The sequence below is a fragment of the Sphingomonas sp. P2_B6 genome, assembly GCF_056404755.1.
This window is the reverse complement of the sequence record NZ_JBFUDK010000021.1, coordinates 15,202-36,472: the sequence shown is the minus strand read 5'-3', so window position 1 is coordinate 36,472 and position 21,271 is coordinate 15,202. Positions and strand designations below refer to the sequence as shown.

Annotated in this window: 13 protein-coding genes; 5 read left to right on the top strand and 8 right to left on the bottom strand. The window is 63.1% G+C overall.

Going from position 1 to position 21,271, the window contains the following annotated elements:
* Positions 1-31: 31 nt before the first annotated feature.
* A complete protein-coding gene (locus AC1DX5_RS22120; protein WP_478017392.1) occupies positions 32-670 on the bottom strand; it encodes a helix-turn-helix domain-containing protein in 639 nt (212 codons plus the stop codon).
* A gap of 238 nt (positions 671-908) precedes the next feature.
* Positions 909-1,784: a LysR family transcriptional regulator gene (locus AC1DX5_RS22115; protein ID WP_478017391.1), complete on the bottom strand. Its 876-nt coding sequence runs from the start codon at positions 1,782-1,784 to the stop codon at positions 909-911.
* 92 nt (positions 1,785-1,876) lie between these two features.
* Between AC1DX5_RS22115 and AC1DX5_RS22110 the strand changes: the two genes are divergently transcribed.
* Both AC1DX5_RS22110 and AC1DX5_RS22105 read left to right on the top strand, forming a co-directional pair.
* A complete protein-coding gene (locus AC1DX5_RS22110; RefSeq protein ID WP_478017390.1) occupies positions 1,877-2,803 on the top strand; it encodes an NAD-dependent epimerase/dehydratase family protein in 927 nt (308 codons plus the stop codon).
* A gap of 1 nt (position 2,804) precedes the next feature.
* The gene (locus AC1DX5_RS22105; protein ID WP_478017389.1) at positions 2,805-3,194 is read left to right on the top strand and encodes an ester cyclase; all 390 of its coding nucleotides are present in this window, start codon (positions 2,805-2,807) and stop codon (positions 3,192-3,194) included.
* A gap of 125 nt (positions 3,195-3,319) precedes the next feature.
* On the opposite strand, the gene AC1DX5_RS22100 is transcribed toward AC1DX5_RS22105, so the two are convergent.
* Complete coding sequence (locus AC1DX5_RS22100; protein ID WP_478017388.1) at positions 3,320-5,563, bottom strand: TonB-dependent receptor; 2,244 nt, start codon at positions 5,561-5,563, stop codon at positions 3,320-3,322.
* 57 nt (positions 5,564-5,620) lie between these two features.
* Between AC1DX5_RS22100 and AC1DX5_RS22095 the strand changes: the two genes are divergently transcribed.
* Positions 5,621-6,910, top strand: a complete 1,290-nt coding sequence (locus AC1DX5_RS22095) for a YkvI family membrane protein (RefSeq protein ID WP_478017387.1) — start codon at positions 5,621-5,623, stop codon at positions 6,908-6,910.
* A gap of 27 nt (positions 6,911-6,937) precedes the next feature.
* Here AC1DX5_RS22095 and AC1DX5_RS22090 read toward each other — a convergent pair whose 3' ends face one another.
* From AC1DX5_RS22090 to AC1DX5_RS22080, 3 genes are read right to left on the bottom strand one after another with little or no spacing between them, the layout of a single operon-like run.
* On the bottom strand, positions 6,938-8,545 hold the full coding sequence (locus AC1DX5_RS22090; RefSeq protein ID WP_478017386.1) for an N-acyl-D-amino-acid deacylase family protein: 1,608 nt from the start codon (positions 8,543-8,545) through the stop codon (positions 6,938-6,940).
* A gap of 53 nt (positions 8,546-8,598) precedes the next feature.
* Positions 8,599-10,206, bottom strand: a complete 1,608-nt coding sequence (locus AC1DX5_RS22085; RefSeq protein ID WP_478017385.1) for a serine hydrolase — start codon at positions 10,204-10,206, stop codon at positions 8,599-8,601.
* 58 nt (positions 10,207-10,264) lie between these two features.
* Entirely contained in the window at positions 10,265-12,226 is a 1,962-nt protein-coding gene (locus tag AC1DX5_RS22080; protein WP_478017384.1) for a serine hydrolase domain-containing protein, read from the bottom strand.
* Positions 12,227-12,451: 225 nt separating this feature from the next.
* On the opposite strand from AC1DX5_RS22080, the gene AC1DX5_RS22075 reads away from it, so the two are divergent.
* Positions 12,452-13,597, top strand: coding sequence for an NAD(P)/FAD-dependent oxidoreductase (locus tag AC1DX5_RS22075; protein WP_478017383.1), 1,146 nt, complete (start codon positions 12,452-12,454; stop codon positions 13,595-13,597).
* 317 nt (positions 13,598-13,914) lie between these two features.
* The gene (locus tag AC1DX5_RS22070; protein WP_478017382.1) at positions 13,915-16,164 is read left to right on the top strand and encodes a TonB-dependent receptor; all 2,250 of its coding nucleotides are present in this window, start codon (positions 13,915-13,917) and stop codon (positions 16,162-16,164) included.
* 264 nt (positions 16,165-16,428) lie between these two features.
* On the opposite strand, the gene AC1DX5_RS22065 is transcribed toward AC1DX5_RS22070, so the two are convergent.
* Positions 16,429-19,818, bottom strand: coding sequence for an indolepyruvate ferredoxin oxidoreductase family protein (locus tag AC1DX5_RS22065; RefSeq protein ID WP_478017381.1), 3,390 nt, complete (start codon positions 19,816-19,818; stop codon positions 16,429-16,431).
* A gap of 29 nt (positions 19,819-19,847) precedes the next feature.
* Positions 19,848-21,056: a YkvI family membrane protein gene (locus AC1DX5_RS22060; protein ID WP_478017380.1), complete on the bottom strand. Its 1,209-nt coding sequence runs from the start codon at positions 21,054-21,056 to the stop codon at positions 19,848-19,850.
* Positions 21,057-21,271 lie beyond the last annotated feature (215 nt).

Below are 21,271 nucleotides of genomic sequence, written 5' to 3'. Positions count from 1 at the left end.
TGGCGCCGCTGACCGCTGGGCCCGTGCCGCTTTAGCGGGCCTTGCGTTTCCGCTCGGTGCGGCGAGCCGCTTCGCTGATATGTTCGGCTTCGGCGATGCTCTGGTGCTTGTCGATGAGATGTGGCTCCGAGGTCGCGCAAATCGACAATATCCGGCAGGGTTGATCGCCTATGGCGATATAGGCGTGGCCCATCTGGCTGTCGAAATAGACCGAGTCGCCCTTTTCGAGAATGGCTGGGGTATAAAGTTCGGTATGAAGTTCGAGTATGCCCTCCAGGACATAGACATATTCCTCGCCGGGGTGGCGCATGAACTCGCCATATTCCTCGATATTCTTCGCCAGGACGTCGCCGATTATAGGTGTGATGCGTTTGTTCAGCAGTTCGGCCGCGACATAGAGGTAATTGCCCCGGGGCATCTCGATCGCATGGCCTTCGCCAGCGCGTGAGATGCTGCGGCGAGCGGCGCCTTCCAGCCGCGGTGTCTCCTTCGCGCCGGAGCCGATGAGTTCGGTCATATCGACCTCGAGGCCCTCACTGACCCGGAGAAGCTTGTCGAGCGTCAACGCCACCTTGCCGTTTTCGATCTTGGAAAGCGTCGAGACATTCATGCCGGTCAGCTTGCTGAGATCGGCCAGCGTCAGTCCGCGCTGGGTGCGGAGCTTCTTCAAAGCTGCTCCGGGGTTTGCTTGAACCCTTCCTTGGGGAAATTCGCTTGGCATTCACTCTCCTGTAAGCGGACGGTAACGCCCGTTGTAAAAGCGACAAGGTGATTTTCGATTCCGGCGCAAAAATGCGAGAGCGGATATATTCGTTGCCGATACTGCCTGGTTGGCCTGCCGCGCAACGTCTTCAACCCGTCCTCGCTGCGCGTCAGGAGGAAGCGCCACGATTGCCGGCCCTGCGTCTCTATGCCGCCAACCCGGCGGCAAGCGCGTCGAAGACCGTGCGATAGCGCGCGTTCGTCTTGAGATCCTCGTGCATGACAATCCAGAGCGGGAGCATAAGCGCGATCTCGGCAACAACACGCGTCAGCCCGACATCACGCAGCGCCACCGCCGTCTGGCAAAAGCCGATGCCGAAGCCGGCGCGTATCGCCGCGTGCTGCGCGACGTTGCTGTCGGTTCGCAGGGCAAATCCCGCACGCTGTAGCTGGGGCAGCCGCGCGGCCATGGCGCGCAACGCAGGCGTCTCGACGTCGTAACCGACCAGCGCATGGTGCGAGAGATCCGCGACGGTGGCGGGTGTTCCCATGCGCGCCAGATAGTCGCGATGTGCGTAAAGCCCGATCTCCACCGGCGGCAGGCGGCGCGCGAGGAGCGCGGACTGTGTCGGCTCGGTCATGCGGACTGCGATGTCGGCCTCTCGCGCGAGCAGGTCGTCGACCCGGTCGGAGAGCGTCAGCTCGATGGCCAGGCGCGGGTGCGCGATGCGCAGCCGGGTCAGGATGCGCGGAAGATGCTCCACGGCCACCACGTCGCTCGCACTGATCCTCACGGTACCCTCGATCGCGCCGACCGCGCCGCTCGCGGTTCTCAGCATCGCGGCGGCGGTCGTCGCCATGGCCATCGCCTGGGGGCGAAGCGCCTGTGCGAGGTCGGTCGGCGCAAGACCGCGTTGCGACCGGATGAAAAGATCGGCGCCCAGGAACTGCTCGAGGGCGTCGATATGACGCGCGACCGTCGGTTGAGTCAGGCCGAGCTTTCGCGCGGCGGCCGAGAGCGAACCCTCGTCCATGACGGCAAGGAGGCTGCGATATAACGCCCAGTCAGGCTCACTGCTCATCTTTTTCCGTATAGCAGTCCAACGTTATTAGACAATTTCTGTTTTATCCGTCCCCACCTAGATCGGTCATGCAACTTACTGGAGTGAGGATCATGACAATCACGGTTTTCGGATGCGGCGCGGTCGGGCGACCGATCGTCGAGACGTTGCTCGATCGAGGCGACGAGGTCCGTGTCGCGACCCGCACCATGCCGGCGGATCTGCCGGCCGGCGCGGAGCATGTCCGCTGCGACGTTCTCGAGATCGACGACGTGGTTCGGGCCCTGGAGGGCGCGACGCAGGCTGTGCTTGCCGTCGGGTTCGCCTACGACTCCAGGCTGTGGCGGACGGTCTGGCCGCAAACGATGCGCAATGTCGTCGATGCCTGCGCACGCACTTCCGTGCGGCTTGTGTTCATCGACAATCTCTACCAGCTTGGGCCAAAGCGCGCGCCGCGCACCGAGGTCATGGCGCTCGAGCCCACGGGCGAGAAGCCTGTGATCCTCGCCGAGGTGACCCGCATCTGGCAGGCCGCCGCGGCGCGGGTCCGGGTGGCGGCGCTGCGCTGCACCGATTTCTACGGGCCCGGTGTCGACGTGTCGCACCTCGGCGCAAGCGCTTTCGGGGAGCTCGCAAAGGGTCGGTCGGCGCAGCTTCTTGTTCCTGCCGACATACCGCATGACTTCGCCTATGTGCCCGACATCGCTCGCGCAGCGGTGGCGCTGCTCGATGCCGATGACGCAGACTTTGGCCAGGCCTGGAACATGCCCTGCGCGCCGACCAGGAGTCCCCGGGAACTCCTCGCGATGGGCGCCGCCTCACTCGGGATCAGGTTGCGGATCCTCGCCGTCCCGTTCTTCCTGCTCCGGCCGATCGGACTCTTTTATCGCTTCGCCAGGGAAGTAGCGGATGTCGGCTTCACCTGGGACCGCCCTTATCTTGTCGATGGCGAAAAGTTCGCCCGCCGCTTCGGCTTCGCCGCCACATCTTTCGAGGTCGGCGTGCCGGCCACTGTCCGCGCCTTCAGGGGAGTTCGCTGAGATGACCGGGACCGACGAGATCGTGCAACGCTGGATGGCACTGTGGAATGGTGACATGCAGGAAATGGAGACGCTGATTACGCCCGACGTGGTGGTCCACGCCGCGCTGATTGGACAGGCCGGCGACGCACCTTTGACAGGACGTGACGCGCTGCGCCGCTGGATCGAAACCGCTCGGTCGATGCTGCCGGAGATCCGCTTCGGCATTGAGGTCGGACCGCTGGCAGACGGGGCGATGTGCGCCGTGCGCTGGCGCGGCGAAGGGCCTCACGGCACTCGCCGGATAAGCTTCACCGGCACGGATATTCTGCGGATCGAGAATGGCCGCATCGCCGAGCATTGGACCAACGCCGACACCATGCTGATGATGCAGCAAGCGGGCCTCGCGTAACGCGGGCGACGAGGGTCGGCAAAACGCGAGACGTCGCGCTTTCCCGCGATTGCCTGGAACTTACCCACCTTGTCGACGCCCCGCCCCGCCCGGCATCGTCTTCTTGCGGCCGGGCGGCGAGTAAGTCAGAGCTTGACGTCGAACGTCACGCCGATCGTCCGTGGCCGGACGAGATATTGCTGGATCGGCGGCAGGTCCTGGCTGCGCGAGACACCGCGTTTGTCGCCGATATTCTCGACGAACAAGGTTATGCCGAACGACCTGAAATTGGCACCGAGCCGCGCGTCGAACAGATTATAGCCGCCCTGGCGCGTGGTTGCCTCCAGTTCCCCGGGCGACCGCGACAGATAGCGATGCGACAACAGAATCCTCGGCTTGAGCGCGGAATCCGACAGTTCGTAGCTCAAAGTGTTGGATATCTGCCATTTGGCCGCGCCGGGGAGCCGGGTGCCCTTGGGAAAGACGCCCGCGCTCGGATCACTCGGATCTGGCATGAAGGTCTTGCTCAGCGCAGCGTCGAGATACGTCACGTTGCTGGTCAGATCGAGACCGCGCGTGGGCCGGAGCGTCACGCTCGCTTCGAGACCATAGATCCGGGCATTGCCGGCGTTGCTCGTATAATCGATGCCGGAGGTCTGGCGGTTCAACTGGATGTTGGTCCAGTCGATATAGAATCCCGTCAGATCGAGAAGCAGCTTGCGGTCCCAGAAGTTGGCGCGGGCGCCGATCTCGTAATTCCACAGCGAGTCGCTGCCGTACGAGGCCGGCACATTGGGTCCGACGGTGAGGTTGGACCCTCCGAAACGATATCCCTTGGACGCCAGCGCATAAATCATCAGATCCTTGCTCGGCGTCCATGTCAGCGACGCCTTCGGGCTGAAGCCACTGAAGGTCCGCGTGCCCGAGGTACTCTGGGTATAGGCGCCCTGGGTCAGCAGGACGAAGGTGCCGAAGGCGCTCGACTCGTTGGTCAGGCGCTGCTGGAACAAGCGGCCGCCAAGCGTCAGCTTCCACTGATCGCTGAAATGATAGGTGGCTTCGCCGAACGCGGCGATCTCCCGCGCGGTCGCCGGGAAGCGCGCATTCACCAGCAGATCGCCGGGTGCCAGTTGCTGGCCCATATTGGGGGCGAGCCCCAGGGCAGGACCGGCGACATCGAGCAAATCGGCCAGGCCGGCGGCGTAGATGAGCTGCCCCTGGTTCATCCTGGTCCGGTCGTACATCGCGCCGACGAGATAATCGAACCTGCTGCCGGGTGCGGATGCGAGCCGCACTTCGAATGTCTCGCCCTTGCTGGTCCCGGAGCCGAAATTGGTGACGGGCGCAAGGCCGAACAGCGCAGGCGACAGGGGTATGGTCAGGTCGCTGGAATAGCTGAAGCTTTTCTTATGCCGTGTGGCCGTCGCGGTGAGCGTGGCGAACGAGAAGTCCTGGTCAATGCGCAACTGGTGGATCAGCGTCCGATAGCGGGCATATTCCGGAATATTGGTGCTCTTGAGAAGGTCGCCGCCCAGCCCCGGCTGCCTGTAGCCGTCGTCGTCGGTATTCTGGCTTTGCTCAAGATACAGATAGTTGACGGTCGTCCGGTCGGTCGGCTTCCAGGTCGCAAGGATGCGGCCGCTTCGGGTGGTCGTGCGGTTTGCATCGACCGTGCCGGTACCGATATTGTCGATGTATCCGCCATCCCGACGATAGACGAAAACGCCACGGACGGCGAGCTTGCCCGCCACGATCGGTGCGTTGAGCATGATCTTGCCCGCGCCGCCCATCTCTCCATCCCGTGTGTCGCGCAACGATGCCTGGCCATGGGCGCTGAAGTTCTGGAGGTCGGGCTTGGCGGCCTGATAATTGACAGCACCGCCGAGCGAGGAGGATCCGAACAGCGTGCCCTGGGGCCCGCGCAGGATCGCGACATTGTCGACGTCGAATGTGTCGATGTCCGGTGTCCCGATCGAGAAGGCGGGATCGGTAAGCGGGACGTCGTTGATGAAGAATCCGGTCGTGGCCTGACCGGCATCCTGTCCCGTCGTCGTCGAGACGCCGCGGATGGTCACGTTGCTATTGCCAGGATTGGAAGCGTTGAAGACCACGCCAGGCGTGCGGGTAAGATAGTCCGCCATGCCGTCGGCCCCGAGCTTCTCCAGCTGTTCGCCGCTTTGCGCGGTAACCGATCCGGAGATCTTGCGAACCGCTTGCGGCCGCTTCGTCGCGGTGACGATGATATCGTCATCCCGTTCCGCGCTCAGGGTCGATTGCGTCGAGGGCGCGCCGGGACCCTCTTTTGCCGTTTGGGCAAGCGCCAGGCCCGGCATGAGGGCGATAGTCGCTGCACTGATCGTCAGACACCTGGACAACGATGGTCTCGTCATCGTGCTTCTCCCTGCAATGCGTTATCAAATTTCTAGTTTAGATTATTTATTTCTCGTTTGGAAAATTATCATTGTCAAGCGGCAACAACATGGCGATTTGGTACACTGGCGGGTCCGACCGTGAATGGACGCGTCTTGAACAAGAAGGGAGCGGATGGTGGTGCACTTGGAGAACAATGGGATGGGTCACCGCGACGCAGCGCGCGGAGGGCGCGCCGCGTGACCGCGCACGCCCGAACAACGCCATCGACCTGGTTCCAGCGCTTCCTGCTGCCGGGCTTCGCCTTCAAGGCGGTCGTGATTGGCGGTGGCTATGCGACAGGCCGCGAACTCGCCGAATTCTTCATGCCGAGCGGGCCCTGGGGCGGGATAGCCGCGATCATGCTGGCGATGGCCATTTGGAGCGTGGTTTGCGCGATCACCTTTGCGTTCGCGAGAAGCTACGAGGCATATGATTATCGGACATTTTTCGAGCGACTGCTGGGGCCGGGCTGGGTGATATTCGAAATCGCCTATCTCTTGTTCGTGGTCCTGATCCTCGCCGTGTTCGGCGCGGCTGCGGGCGCGATCGGCGCGGCGGTGTTCGGGTTGTCGCCAATGACGGGATCGGTGGTCCTGGCAGTGGCGATCGCGGCAGTCGCCGCCTTCGGCAACACCTCGGTCGAACGCCTGTTCAAATATGTGTCGGTCCTCCTTTATGGCGTCTACGCGTTGTTCGTTGTCCTGGCCCTGAGCAAGTTCGGCCCCCAGATTTCGGAGAAACTGGCCCTGATCGTGCCTTCAAAAGGCTGGGGCGCGGGAGGACTGACCTATGCGAGCTACAATGTCGTCGGCGCGGTGACGATATTGCCGGTGCTTCGGCATCTCACGAGCCGCCGCGACGCCATCGTGTCAGGCCTGATCGCCGGACCGCTCGCGATGTTGCCGGCCTTGCTGTTCTTCATTTGCATGATCGCCTTCTATCCGGGGATCGCCGGGGAAACGCTTCCCTCGGACTTCATGCTCCAGCGACTGGACATCCCGGCGTTCCATATCCTGTTTCAACTGATGATCTTCGCGGCACTCCTGGAAAGCGGTACCGGCTCGATTCACGCCATCAACGAACGTATCGCAGGTGCGTGGCGGGCGAAGCGCGGAACCGATCTCACGCGTGTCGCGCGGGGCTCCATCGCATCGCTGCTGCTGGTCGGCTGCATTTTTGTCGCTGACCGGTTCGGCCTGGTGGCGTTGATTGGCAGCGGCTATCGCTGGCTCGCCTATACCATTCTGGCCGTTTACATCGGCCCGCTGATGACCGTCGGCCTGTTTCGGCTTGTGTGCGATCGACGCATCGACCGACAAGCTTGATGGGCTCGGAGCCCGAACCCGGCTCCGTCAGGGACAGCTGCCGGGGGGCGGCGTCTTGCGCACTGCACGGCCCGAGAGAATGCCGGTGGCCTTGCCGTTTTCGAGCTCGATGCGCCCGTTGACGATCACATCGATCGTTCCGGTCGAAAGGAGCTGAGGCGCCGTATAGGTCGCGCGTGCATGATAGGCCTTCGGATCGATCACCGCGATGTCGGCGAAATAGCCCGTCCTGATATAGCCGCGGCCCTGGAGGCCGAACGTGTCCGCTTCGAGCCCCGTGGACCGATGCACGAACTGGACCGGCGTCAGAATCTTCCGGGCGATCACATAATTTTCCCAAAGCCGCGCATAGCTCGCATAGCCGCGGGGATGTCCGCCATCGCCGCCGTCGCTCGAGCTCATCACCCAGGGCTTGCGCATCGCGGTAACGATATCGGTTTCGTTCATCACGAAGACCACGACCCCGGCATCGTCCCTGGTCAGGATACGAATGGCCGCGTCGATCGGCGCCACGCCCCATTGGGCTGCCAGATCCGACAGGCTCTTTCCGATGATCTGCGGTTCGTTGGCAGCATCGCTGATCACGATCGCCTGTGCGAGAGCCGGGGTCAGATTCGAGTCAGCGCGAATCTTCGCGAGGTCGACGGGGTTCGCGAAGCGTTTGACCATGGCCGCGCGACCGCCGTCTTGCGCCCAGCGCGGGATGACAGCGGCATCCAGCGCGGTATTCGCAGCGGTCCAGGGATATTGGTCGGCCGTCACCTTCTGCCCCCTGGCGCGGGCTGCCTCGATCATGGCGGTCAGGTCGCTCATCGCACGAGGGCCGCCCGATACCTTGATGTGCGCGAGGTGCAGCGGCGCCCCGCTCTCCGCGCTGATCCGCAGCGCCTCCCGAAGCGAGGGGATCACACCGATCGAGCTGTCCCCTTCGTCACGCTGATGGGTGTCGTAGATGCCGCCGCGCTTGCCCGCTTCCTTCGCCACGGCAATCACCTCTGCGGTCGAGGCAAAGCTCTGGGGTGCGTAGAACAGGCCTGACGACAGGCCGATCGCGCCTTCGCACATGCCCCTGGCCGCAAGGGCTCTCATCCTGTCGAGTTCGAGCGGGGTCGGCACCCGTGCGTCATCGGCCAGTACGCGCTCGCGGATCTTGCCGAAACCGACATAAGCGGCGACATTCTGACCGATCCCCATTTCCTCCATCTTGTCGAAATTGGCTTTGACGTCAGGCGTACCATCGCCGTCCACGCCGATGACGCTGGTGGTGACGCCTTGCATGATTTGCCGCGCGATGAACCGCTTCGCGGCGTCGGGCGACAGGAGTTCGTCATCGGTATGCGTGTGGGCGTCGATCAGGCCGGGCGTTACCATCAGACCTTTGGCGTCGAGCGTCCTGCTTGCCCGGACACCCGCCCTGGCAGCATCGCCAATGAAGACGATCTTGTCGCCGACGATCCCGATATCCTCCACCCTGGGCGACGCCAGGCTGCCATCGTACACGGTACCGCGCGCAATGAGCAGATCGACGGTGCTCCCGGATCGGGGCTGGCCAAGGCCTTGCTGGGCGTACAGGCCCGCGATGGCGGCGGTGGCGAGCAATGTGGCGACGCTGGCGCCGCGCAGGGCGTTGGGCAAAGTTCGGATCCTTTTCTTTTGCTGAGGAGGCAGAGGAAACCTGGAGGGCGCCGCTAGTCGGCCCGCTTGAAAGCGAGGTCCTGGAAGTCGAAACTGAAATCGGTCGAGGGCGAAATCGCGCGGAGCGTCATATCGGCCGCCTTGCCGTCGAAACCCTGTTCGAAACGGACGAACGCATCGGCGTCGAGGCTGCGGTCCTTCCAGCGGACGACGAAGATGTTCCCCTGGTACGGGATGAGATTGCCCTCCAGGCTGTCGGTCCGGCTGAATTTGAGGACGAGCGTGTCGCCGACCCGTCGAACCACGGCGTCCCCGCGCCACGGATCGCGATAGGTGCCGACATAGGCGCTCAGCGGCAGCGCGGGCGGTCCGGCGCTCGCGAGCGTCCTGGCGACGGTATCGTTCACGCTTGCGGCATTCGCATCGCGTTTCGCCATGATGGCTTGCGCGATAGCGACCCAGTCACGTTTTTCGCCGCCAAGATAGGCATCCAGTATCTGGCCGCCGACCGCCTCCATCGCGGCGCCGCTCTGCTGGTTGGTCAGCACGACGACCCCGAGACCGAGTTCGGGAACCATGCTGACCCATGTCACCGTGCCGAGCACGCCGCCATTGTGGTGGATCAGACGGTAGCCACGCGTATCGCTGACCTCCCAGCCAAAGCCGTAGCCGGCGAAATGCGATCCATAGAGGCCTGACTGCAACTGCGTGAGCGGCGTCGGCGTGGTGACGTCCCACATTTCCGCGCTGCGATCCGCACTGAACAATCGCTGGCCGCCCGGTTCGACGCCCCGTGCCAGCTGGGTCTCGAGCCACCGGGCCATCCCCGAGACGTTGCAGTTGATCGTCCCCGCCGGCCCGATCGATCGCATGTCGACGACGGGAACGGCCCGGACAAGGCCGTCGATCACGACATGCGGTGCCGCAACATTCGAGCGATCGGCGATGAGATCGTAACGCGGAGAGCATCCCGACATGTGGAGCGGGACCAGGATCCGGCTGGTGACGAAGTCCTCCCACGACTGGCCTGTGACCGCCGGAATGAGCTGGCCCGCCACCATGTAAAGCAGGTTGTCGTAATTGTATTTCGACCGGAAACTTGATGTCGGCTTGAGATAGCGCAGGCCGTGGACGATCTCGGCCCGCGTCATGTCGGTTGCCGGGAAGAACATCAGGTCGCCGGCGCCCTCTCCCAGGCCGCTTCGATGCGTCAGCAGGTCGCGGACGGTAAATTCACGCGTGACATAGGGATCGTACATCCTGAAATCGGGCAGGAGGTCGATGACCTTGTCTTCCCAACGCAGCTTTCCCTCATCAACCAGGATCGACAGCGCTGCCGCGGTAACCGCCTTGGTATTCGACCCGATCTGGAAGAGCGTGTCGGCATCCACCTTGCCGGCGCGGCCGACGTCCCGGACTCCATAGCCCCTGGCGAACACCAGCTTGCCGTCCTTGACGATGCCGACCGCCATGCCGGGCACCTGAAAGGCCTTCATCGCGCGGGCGACAGTATCGTCGATCGCGGCAGGTGCCATCGGCAGGGCGGCCGGCGACTGTGTTGCGGTCGACGATCCGGTGCGGGCCTGTCCGGGCGCGGCGGCGGCAAGCGGCACGGCCGCGATAACCAACGCTGCCGAAAAACGCAGATAGCTTGCGATCATGTATGTCCCTCGACTTTCGTAAGATCAGGTCGGGCGCCGGTATACGCCGGCGACGCCGTCAATAACGTGTGCTGAGCCCGAGAAGGTGGAACTCCGCTGCTATCCAGAACAGGACCAGCGCCGCGATCAGCAGGAGCAGACTCGCAAGTCGCTGCAGCCAGGGCGGTCGACGCGTCCAGGTCAGTGCGAGATTCCACGCCGCGGCGATCGGCATGCCGGCAAAGGCGATTGTACCGAGAAGCCGGCAAAGCAGGACGGGCCAGTCCTCCTTGCTCAACGATTCCAGGAAGACGAGAAGGATATAGGCCCACCCGAGACATGCCAGCATCACAAGCCACGACATCCCCGACACGAGGCGGTACGCGGTCCGGTGCTTGCCGGTCAGCATCAGGGAAGAAGCGAACCGGCGGCGGACGATCGCGCTCGCCGGCCAATACAGGGCCGCGATCATAACGATGGCCAGTGCGGCCAGCGTGAGCGGCATCAGCCAGGCGGAATCCCGGTACCAGGGCACCCGCTCGAACACCATGAAGGGGGAGACTTCGTCGAGGCTCCAGCGCGTGACGTGACCGTCATTCACCCTGGCCGCCAACCGGGCATGACCATAAGCGTCCTGCCAGACGAAGGGCGCCACCTCGATCCATTTGCGCGGCGGCCCGCCGAACAGCTCAGGCACCTGCGGGCGGCCATCAGCATCGAGCCCGACACTGGTCTGGCCAAGGAAATTGCCGATATCGAGGAACGTGGTGAACTGGGCCCGGCTGTTGAAATAGTTGCCGACCAGCATGCGGGCATGGTCGCGGGCAGTGGGAAGCTCGACAGGCGGCTTGTCGTCCGCTGCCGGAAAATAGCGGTCGGCAAATCGCTCGAACAGCGCCTGGCGGATGCGCGACGTCGCGCCCTCCTCCCCGGCGCTGTTCATCTCGATCATCAGTCCAACATTCTTTTCGGGGAACAACCACATATAGCCGTGGAAATTGATCAGGTCGCCGCCATGCGCGATCGCACGGAGGCCGTTCACCCGTTGCTCGTAGAACCCGAGTGCCATGCGGTTGAGGGCCGGCAGCGCACCGTAAGCCGGTGTCTGCATGACGCGCGCGGTTGGGGGCCGCATGAGTCCTGCGCCATCGTTCAGCTGCGCAATCATGAACTTCGCGCCGTCCGTACCCGACATCGATAGCGAGCCGGCCGGCGGGACGGAGATCAACTCGAACGGCTTGGCCTCGCCCGATGCCCGGGAATAGCCGGTCGCCATATAGGGCGCGAGCGACGCGGGAAGAGGTTGCCGAAAACTTGAATGGTCCATGCCAAGCGGCTGGAAAATGCGCTGCTCGATATAAGTATCGAATGGCAGGCCCGAAACGCGCTCGACGATATATCCCGCCAATGCCGTCGCATAGTTGGAATAAGCGGGCGTCGAGCCCGGTGCGAACACCCGCTTGGGCAGCAATTGCTTGACGACGGTACCGAGCGGCGCGACCTTTCCGCTGTAGCTGAAGCCGCCCTTTACGACATCCTCGAACCCCGATGTGTGCGTCATGATCGCGCGCATCGTGAGCGGCTTGCCTTCAAAGGGCGGGATCGTGAAGTCGAGGTAGCGATTGACGTCGGCGTCGAGGTCGATCTTTCCCTGTTCGACCAGCTGCATCACAGCGGTCCATGTGAAAAGCTTCGACGTCGACCCCACCCGGAACATCGTTGTCGCAGGATCGACCTTCCTGCGCGCGGCGATATCGGCATAGCCATAGCCGCGCTGCGTAAGGACCTTTCCGTCCTTCACGACCACCACGACGCCGCCCGCAATATCTCCCTGCGCGAGCGCATTGGGCATGAAGCCATCGAACCACGCATCGGCATCCTGCTTCGTCAGGTCGGCCCGGGACGGTGGAACAGTATCGGCCGGCGCTTCTTTCGCTGGGTGGAGCGGTGGCGACTGCGACGGCCCGGGAGGTGACGTGCCTGCGCGGGCGCCGATGGCGGCCAGCGCTCCCAGAATGACCAAGGTCGCTATTTTGCGCATGCCCATCCCGCTCCCCAGCTCCTGCTAGCCGATTTCGACTCACGCACAGCGAGCAGAGGCTCCGTGGCGGCATCAAAATCTATTTGAAGGAACCCTAACTCCAATATCCCGATTTGCAACTATATTTCTAAAATAGAAATTTTCGTTGATATATTTCCGCATTCGGAGGACATGCCGGCACCATATGGGCCCGAGGCAAGCGGGATAACCCGCAGGGGGAAGGATATGACGTTTCAGCCGGACATAATCGTAATCGGTGCTGGTATCGCCGGATCATCGATCGCGGCGCATCTCGCCGCGCATCGCAAGGTCCAGTTGTTCGATATGGAGGATAGCCCGGGGTACCATTCCACCGGACGTTCCGCTGCGGTCTTTTCCGAGGCTTATGGCAACGACCTCATTCGCGCCTTGACCCGCGCCAGTCGCGATTTCTTCTACTCGCCGCCGTCCGGGTTCACCACCGTGCCGTTGTTGACGCCGCGCCGCGTCCTGATCATCGCAAATCAAGGTCAGGAGCAGGCGCTCGAGCACTTCATGGATCTGGCGCGCGAGACCGGCCATATCGAGCTCAAGTCGGCCAGCCAGGCAGTGGCGCTGTGCCCCGTCCTGCGGCCGGAGCCCCTCGCCGCCGCGGCCTGGAGCACGAGTCCGGCCGACATCGACGTCAACGAATTGCAGCAGGGATATCTGCGGCTGTTCCGCCAGCGAGGCGGCATATCGACCATGTCGTCGCCCATTCTCGAAATACAGCCGAGCGCCGGCGGGTGGCGGATCCGAACGAAAGAGTCGGTCGCCCATGCACCTGTCATCGTCAATGCAGCGGGTGCCTGGGCCGGTGACATCGGCCATCTCGCCGGCGCGATCGACATCGGGCTCCGGCCGTTGAAGCGCACCGCCTGCCTTATCGATCCGCCCGCCGGTCACAATATCGCCGATTGGCCCATGCTGCTGAATGTCGAGGAGGATTTCTACCTCAAGCCCGATGCCGGATTGTTGTTGCTGTCGCCGGCCGACGAAACCGAGACCTCGCCTTGCGATGCGCAGGCGGATGAACTCGATATCGCGATCGCGGTCGACCGTCTCGAGCGCGCCACTACATTGCAGGTGCGGCGAATCGCCAGCAGATGGGCGGGCCTCCGGTCGTTCGTCACCGACCGTTCCCCCGTGGTGGGCCACGATCCGCAGCAGCCAGGCTTCTTCTGGCTCGCTGCGCTGGGCGGGTACGGGATTCAGACCGCGCCTGCGTTAAGCAAAATCGCCGCGGACATCCTCCTCACCGGGCGCGCCAGCGGCGACAGTGACCTGTACGGCATCGACGTCGCGCGAATGTCGCCCGAACGCCTGATCCGGGACGCGGCGACCATCGACTAGCGACACCGCTCCCGCAGGGACAGTTATCGAGACGCCTGCCGAGCAAAATTCGATTGACTCGCCGCCGATTTGTTTCTCTTATCCATTTTAGCAAATATATTTCCAAATTAGAAATACGACTCCATTCGCAAAAATGGAGCCACGGCCGGGTTTTGCCTTCGCGTCGTCCGGCGACGCGCGGGCGAATGTCAAAGCCAAACAAGGGAGGGACTGGAATGACGCCGTCTGCAAAGAACGCTCGGAAAACGGTACTCACGGCATTGTTGGGCGGCGTATCGCTCGCATGCGTCACGGCGCCTGCGACGGCCCAGGAAGCCGTGCCATCGACGACCGGTCAGCCGTCGCCCCAGGCCGCGCCAGGTCAGATCGACGACATCGTCATCACCGCCCAGCGACGCGAATCCACCGTGCTGAAGACATCAGGCAGCGTCACGGCGATTTCCGGTGACCAGATCCAGGCGCGGGGTTTTTCCGAATTCTCGAGCCTTGCCGCCACGATTCCGGGCCTGTCGTCAGCGACGTCCGGCCCTGGGCAGACCGAGTTCAACCTGCGTGGCGTGAGCTCACCGGGCGGCAATTCGGCGACGGTCGGATTCTATCTCGACGATACCCCGCTGACCGCAGCCGCCAATTCGAACAGTGGCAAGGTCGTCGTCGATCCCAATCTCTACGACATCAATCGCGTCGAGGTCCTGCGCGGTCCGCAGGGCACGCTTTATGGATCGAGCTCGATGGGGGGAACCATCCGGGTGATCACCAACCAGCCGGACGCCGGGAAATTCGATGCGAGCGGTCAGGTCAAATTGTCGGGGACCGAAGGCGGCGGATTCAACCATACCGAGAACGCGATGATCAACATTCCGATCGTCGCTGACCGCCTGGCGCTCAGAATTGTCGGGACTGAAGAAGTGCAAAGCGGCTGGATCCACCGGGTCGTGATTGCCCCCGGCGCTTTCCCCGACCTGATCCACCTGGTGCGCGGCGATGTCGCAGCGGCACCCGTGGCCAGGGACTATGACCAATCCAATCGGATCAGGATGCAGACGATCCGGGGCGCGCTCCGCTTCGAGCCGGTCGAGGGCCTGACGATCACGCCGTCGATCCTGTATCAGCATCTGACCCAGGACGGGCCGAACGCGTTCGACACCCGGCCAGGCACCCTCGCCCATTATGATGCCTATGATATTCCCGAACCCTATAACGAGCGCTTCCTGCTCGGCACGCTCAACATCGAATATCATCTCGGGGCGGTCGACTTCACCTCGAACACCGCGCGGTTCAGCCGCAAACAGACCCTGGTCCAGGACACGACCGAAGGGCTCGAATATGCCTTTGGCTTGTCCTTTCCGTATCTGGCGGGACCAGTGACCTTCAACGCGCGTGACGACACCAAACAGTTCAGCCAGGAAGTCAGGCTCACGTCATCCGGCGACAGCAGGTTCAAGTGGCTGGTCGGCGCTTTCTATTCGAACCTGCAATCCCAGGGAAACAATGTCTCGATCGTGCCGGGGCTGATCCCCATTGTCGGCACGGACAATCTGTTCACACGCCACCAGCCCTATCAGATCAGGCAATCGGCGATCTTCGGGGAACTGTCCTACAAATTGACGCCCAAGCTCAAGCTGACCGCCGGCTTGCGGGGCTATCGCTACGAGACCAACGTGACGAGCATCGTTTCGGGCATCTCGAGCGTCACCGGTGGCGACAACGTCAGCACGCAATTCGTCAACGCCAGGAACAGTGGCGTAAATCCGAAGTTCGACGTGAGCTTCACACCGACCGACCAGGTCACCCTCTATGCCACGGCCGGGAAGGGTTTCCGGCCCGGCGGCGGCAACCAGGCCGTTCCGACCAACAATTCAACCAGCACGGGCACCCAGTGCGCGGCCGACCTCGCCGCGTTGGGCCTGACCAGATCGCCTACCGAATATGGCCCGGATTCGCTGTGGAGTTACGAGCTCGGCGGAAAGACGCGCCTGTTCAATCGCCGGGTGAGCCTCAATGGCGCCGTCTACCAGATCGACTGGAAAGGCATTCAGCAGGGGGTGAGCCTGAGCTGCGGCTTCGGCTATACCGCCAATGCAGGTCAGGCGCGGATCCGCGGTGCCGAACTCGAGCTATCCGCGGTCCTGGTCGGTGGTCTGCGCCTCGACGCCAGCGCCGGCTATATCGACGCAAAATTGACACGGGGTGACGCCGCGGTCGGCACCATTGCGGGCCAACCCATTCAAACGGTACCCAAATGGACCGGCAATGCCGGCCTGACCTACACGCGGCCGTTGTCGGGAAGCATGAAGCTGATTTCCCACATCGAATATCTTTACACGGGGCCGCGCGTGAACGGCGGGTACCTTTCGCTGACGCCCACGCCGGCCATAGAACTGGTCAACGCCCGGGTCGGCATCACCAAGGATCGCTGGTCATTGACTGCATTCGTCGACAATGTGTTCAACAAGAAAGCGATATTCAACTATATCGCGCAGCAGGCGATCAGCCTTCCCTTCTATGACCGCGCGGCGACCAATCAGCCGCTCACGGCCGGGGTGGTCATCAGCTTGCGGTATTGACGTCTCCTCACGTCAACGGGGCAGTTTCATTCTATCGGACACCCGGTGATGCGCACTGGCAATAGGCTCGCCAGCGCAAGGCAGAACGACGCCTCTTGCCAGGCGGGGGAGATGCATCTGTCCATCTCCCCCTTATCGTCCAGCTGAGACGCCGCCACCCCGGTCCCGCCAGGTTCTCCCGGCTCGGGGCGAAGGCGATCCGGGAGCAGCGGTCAAAGCCGGGCGTGCACTTTTCGCGGGCGGCAAGGAACGATCTGCGCGTTCCTAAACCTCATCCATGACGGCCAGCACCTTTGCTGCAATATCGTGCTTCACAGGGCCAAAGCCGCGGACCTCCATCGGCAGCTCCGCCAGGCCAACGAGTTCCACCAGAGTGTCGGCAGTGAGCGCTTCGGTCGCTTTGGCGATCCGTGCGAGGAAGGCCTCTCTGAGTTTTCGTTCAACACGTCGTTCGGTGGTGTGACCAAACGGATCGAAGGGAGTCTCGCGCAAGCCGCGGCACGCCGCCAGGACGCGCAGCACCGGGAAGATCCACCCGCCAAAGCTCATCTTTCGCGGACGCCCGGTCATTTTGTCCATGCGCGCAAGCAAGGGAGGCGCCAGCTGCAATTTCATGCCGCGTATGCCTTCGAACTCCCGATCCAGCGCAGCCCGGAAGCTACTGCCGGAATACAGGCGCGCGACCTCATATTCGTCCTTATAGGCCATCAGCTTGTAGGCCGACCGCGCGACAGCCCAGGCGAAGGCCTCGCCGCCCTCGACCGCATTCGCGGCTGCGCAGACCTTCACCATCAGCGTGTGATATCTGTGCGCATAAGCGCGGTTGCGATAGGCGGTCAGATCGGCGGCACGCCGGTCGATAAAGTCCGCGAGGGTTTGCGGGGCGGGATCTTCAGCGTCTGTTACGGCCGCCGCCCGCCCCGCCGCAAAGGCCTTGAGATTGGCTTCCACCGAGACACCGTTGAGGCGGATCGCCTGCTCGATAGCGCTGCGCTCGAGCGGGATCGCCCCTTGCTGCCACGCAAAGCCGAGCAGGAGCATGTTTGCGGCGATCGTGTCACCGATCAGCGCCTGAGAAAGCTGGGCCGCACCCAACAGGTGCGTCGGGCGACCAGCCAGTGATTCGAGCTTGGCGACGAGATCGGCCCCGGGAAGGCGGGCGTCGCGAGCGCTCTGAAAGTCGGCGGTTGCGGTCAGATCGCTATTCGCGACGATCGTCGTGCGCCCGCGCGCGATCGTTGCCGTGGCCTCGGCCTGACCGGCAGCGACGAGATCGCAGGCCAGTATCAGGTCCGCTTCGCCATGCCCGACACGCGCCGGCGTCACGGCGTCGGCTGTCGCTCTCAGGCGAACATGGCTGAAGACCGCCCCGCCCTTCTGACTGAGACCTGTCATGTCGTACAGATTGGCGCCGAAGCCTGCGATCCGCGCCGCCATGCCCAGAATCGCGCTGACCGTTACGACGCCGGTGCCGCCGATGCCTGCGATGACCATATCGAAGCCGTCGCCAATCGATCGGATCGGCGGCTCCGGCGGCGGTGCCGCCGCCGCAGTTGCCGCGGTTGCCGCCAGGCGACGCGGCCGCGCGCCTTCGACGACCACGAAGGACGGGCAGAACCCTTTCTGACAAGTAAAGTCCTTGTTGCACGCGGACTGATCGATGTGCCGCTTCCGGCCGAGTTCGGTTTCGAGCGGCTGGATCGCGAGGCAATTGGATTGAACGGAGCAGTCGCCGCATCCTTCGCAGACCTCGGCATTGATGAACACGCGCCTGTCCGGGTCAGGAAACCGGTCGACCTTGCGCCGTCGACGCTTCTCTGCAGCGCAGACCTGATCATAGACGATCACCGTAACGCCTGGCGTCGACCGCAACTCCTCCTGTACCTCAGCGAGGGCGTCGCGATGGCGCAGCTCGGTTCCGGCGGGCAGGCTGTCCTCGCCCGAAAAGCGGTTCGGGTCATCGGAAAGGACGACGGTGCGGCCCACGCCCTCGCCCAGTACCTGCTGCACGATACGCCCTACGGTCAGCCCTCCCTCGACCGGCTGACCGCCGGTCATGGCGACTGCGTCATTGTAAAGTATCTTGTAGGTAATGTTGGTGCGCGCAGCGACAGCGGCGCGGATCGCAAGCGACCCTGAATGGCTGTAGGTGCCATCGCCGAGATTCTGGAAGATATGGGGTATGTCGGTAAAGCGCGAAAGGCCGATCCAGTTGGCACCCTCCGCTCCCATTTGTCCCATCGGGAGCGGATTTCGCTCCGGATGAAACATGACCATGCCATGGCACCCGATTCCGGTCGCACCGAAAGAGCCCTGGGGTACCTTGGTGGAGCTGTTGTGCGGACAGCCGGCACAAAATGCGGGGCGACGCACGGCAATCGGTTTTTGAGCCGCGCTCGCTTCAAGCATCGTGCGGGCGCGGGCGCCGGCTTCTGCAACGCGGGCGCAAAGGCGCTTGTTTGTCAGCACATGCTGAAGGCGTTGGGCAAGCACCGCAGCGATCAGTGGCACGCTGAGCGGCACATCAGACGGCAGGAGCGGCAATCCTTCGGGATCCGTCTTGCCCGTGATGCGAGGACGGGTCGGCAGATTGTAGAACGCCTCGCGCGCCTGAGGCTCGGCCTGCGCGCGTTTCTCCTCGACGAAGAATATCTCCCGGGCGGCCGCAGCGACTGGCACCATGCCAACCACGTCGAGCGGGAAGGTAAGGGCGATCTTGTAGACGCCGATCTTTGCGCGTTGCGCGGTCGCCTCATCGATGCCGAGCATCTGTAGCGCCGCCAGGACGTCAGCATAGGGCTTGCCCGCGGTCGCGATCATGAAGTGCGGCCGGTCGCTTCCGAAGGCGACCCGATCCAGCCCGTTGTGGCGGGCGAACATCTGCGCTCGCGGCAGCTTCTCGCGTTGCAGGCGCATATCCTGGTCGAGCATCGCCAGAAGCTCCCGCCGCAGATGCACACCACCAGGCGGCGAACTTACAGGGGGCGTGGTGAAGCTGGGAGGTTCGCCGAAAGCGAGGACGCCGGTCGCCTCGGCGGTTTCGTTGACCAGCTTGAGCCCTACCAGTGCGCCCGAAAAGCGGGACATGCCAAAGGCAGCGAGACCATATTCGAGGATTTCGCCTATCGTCGACGGGTAGAGGATCGGCACGCCCCAGCTCGCGAGGGTAAGCTCGCTTTGATGCGCCGTGGTAGAAGATTTGCCAGCATGGTCGTCCCCGAAGGCAAGGACGATGCCGCCGAGCGGCGAGGTGCCGGCGAGATTGGCATGCTTGATCGCGTCGCCCGACCGATCGACGCCTGGCCCCTTGCCGTACCAAAGGCCGAACACGCCATCGACGCGACGCCCGGGCAGGAAATCGAGTTGCTGGGTCCCGGCCAGCGCGGTCAGCGCGAGATCCTCGTTCACGCCGGGCTCGAAGATGATGTCGTGAGCCTCCAACTGCTTGCGCGCTTTCCAGAGTTCGGCGTCGAATCCCCCAAGCGGTGATCCGCGATACCCGCTGATATAGCCGGCAGTGTTCAACCCCTGCTGGCGATCCAGCGCACGCTGGATCATCGGCAGGCGTACGAGCGCCTGACGACCGCTTACGAGCGCCAGCTCCCCGTCGAGCCGATACTTGTCATCAAGTGTCACTGCGTCTGGGGCAGCCATCACATTCTCCATTGGGGGTAAGTCAGCCATTAGTGCACGCCATGCGGCGGCAGGATGGATGGTGGCATGCGCCCGCGCGCGAGCCGCCACAGCCCGAGCGTCATCAGCGGAAGCACGTAAATCAGGAGGAATGCCGCAGCGAGCCAGCTATACCCTTGGGCGATAAGCGCCACGAGGCCATAACGACCGGCGACAAACACCGAGACCGCGAGCACGCCGAGCGTGAGCACCACGCGCGCGCCCGGCGTCAATTCCGCCCCGCGCCGTGCCTTCCAGACAGTGGCTACGCGCTCGTTGATCGAATGCACGCCGCTCACGGCGCTTTCGAGCAGCGCCGCGAAAATCATGATCTGGAAGAGGATCCGGAACCACGGCAGATTGAGCCGCTCGAGGAGAAAATCCGACGGTAGCGCCTCGTTCGCGATGCCGGGGAACCAGGCCACCATGGGGATGAAGAAAAGGATCGCGGGCAGCATTGCGAGCGGTCCCGCGATCATGCCGGCGATGACCGCGTCGCGTGTCGAGGTCAGATGCCGTGTGACCGGCAAGATGACGATCGCACCGATAATATTGTAGCTCGCATAGGTGATGCCGCCCTGCGCCCAGCCGGACTGCCAGCCTCCTGCCTGAAAGGCGCCGACGATCCGGTCGCCATAATGGGTGAGCGACAGCACAACGAAGGCCGCATAGGTGCCATAAAGCAGGATTGAGACGTATTTGAACAATCTTTCGACCGCGTGATTACCCCAGGCTGTCACGGCTGCAATCATCACTGTCAGCAGCAACGCCCCCGCCAGCTCCGGCCAGCCAAAAAGGCTGTGCCCTATCGCCCCCGCCGCCGCCGCATAGACAGCCAAGATGAGCATGAGGGCGAGGAACCAGGCAATCTCATAGGTCGGCCAGAACGGGCCGAGCAGATTGCTGAAGAAGGTCCTGTAATCCTGGCTTGCGGTGCGGTGCGCGAAGGCAAAGGTGGCAGCGCAGACCACGCTCCAGACCGCCATCGCCAGCAACATCGCCGCCAATCCTCCGATTGGCCCGCTGGGCACGAAAAAAGTCGCGAGCTCGCGGCCGGTGGCATAGCCGCCACCGATCACCGCCGCCTTGAAAGCCAGGCCGGGCAGCAGAAAGCGCGCGAACCGTTTTGTGCGAGCCACATACCCTCCCAAACACGCGCGGTTGTTCCCGCACCCGTGTTTTCGACATAGCAACAATTTCCCTTGTGGCAAATGGATCAATTACGGCGACCTGCACCTGCGCAGGTCAAKGGCGACGGCTGACGTAATGCAGCGGCCATCTTTACCTATTAACTTGATAATACACTATTTTATTACACGTATAGCGATATTGACCCGACCAATGAGCCCGACACAGTCTCGCAGAAAAACTTTCCGCACTTTTCCTGTGAGAAAAAACGTGCTTGGTGAGGAGGCGCACCGAAACAAGCGAAGGA

What these genes read in the sequence shown, in the direction of transcription:
- AC1DX5_RS22115 (WP_478017391.1), bottom strand. Translation starts at nt 1,784, where the DNA reads ATGAGCAGTGAGCCTGACTGGGCGTTATATCGCAGCCTCCTTGCCGTC.
- AC1DX5_RS22110 (WP_478017390.1), top strand. Translation starts at nt 1,877, where the DNA reads ATGACAATCACGGTTTTCGGATGCGGCGCGGTCGGGCGACCGATCGTC.
- AC1DX5_RS22105 (WP_478017389.1), top strand. Translation starts at nt 2,805, where the DNA reads ATGACCGGGACCGACGAGATCGTGCAACGCTGGATGGCACTGTGGAAT.
- AC1DX5_RS22100 (WP_478017388.1), bottom strand. Translation starts at nt 5,563, where the DNA reads ATGACGAGACCATCGTTGTCCAGGTGTCTGACGATCAGTGCAGCGACT.
- AC1DX5_RS22085 (WP_478017385.1), bottom strand. Translation starts at nt 10,206, where the DNA reads ATGATCGCAAGCTATCTGCGTTTTTCGGCAGCGTTGGTTATCGCGGCC.
- AC1DX5_RS22080 (WP_478017384.1), bottom strand. Translation starts at nt 12,226, where the DNA reads ATGCGCAAAATAGCGACCTTGGTCATTCTGGGAGCGCTGGCCGCCATC.
- AC1DX5_RS22075 (WP_478017383.1), top strand. Translation starts at nt 12,452, where the DNA reads ATGACGTTTCAGCCGGACATAATCGTAATCGGTGCTGGTATCGCCGGA.
- AC1DX5_RS22065 (WP_478017381.1), bottom strand. Translation starts at nt 19,818, where the DNA reads ATGGCTGCCCCAGACGCAGTGACACTTGATGACAAGTATCGGCTCGAC.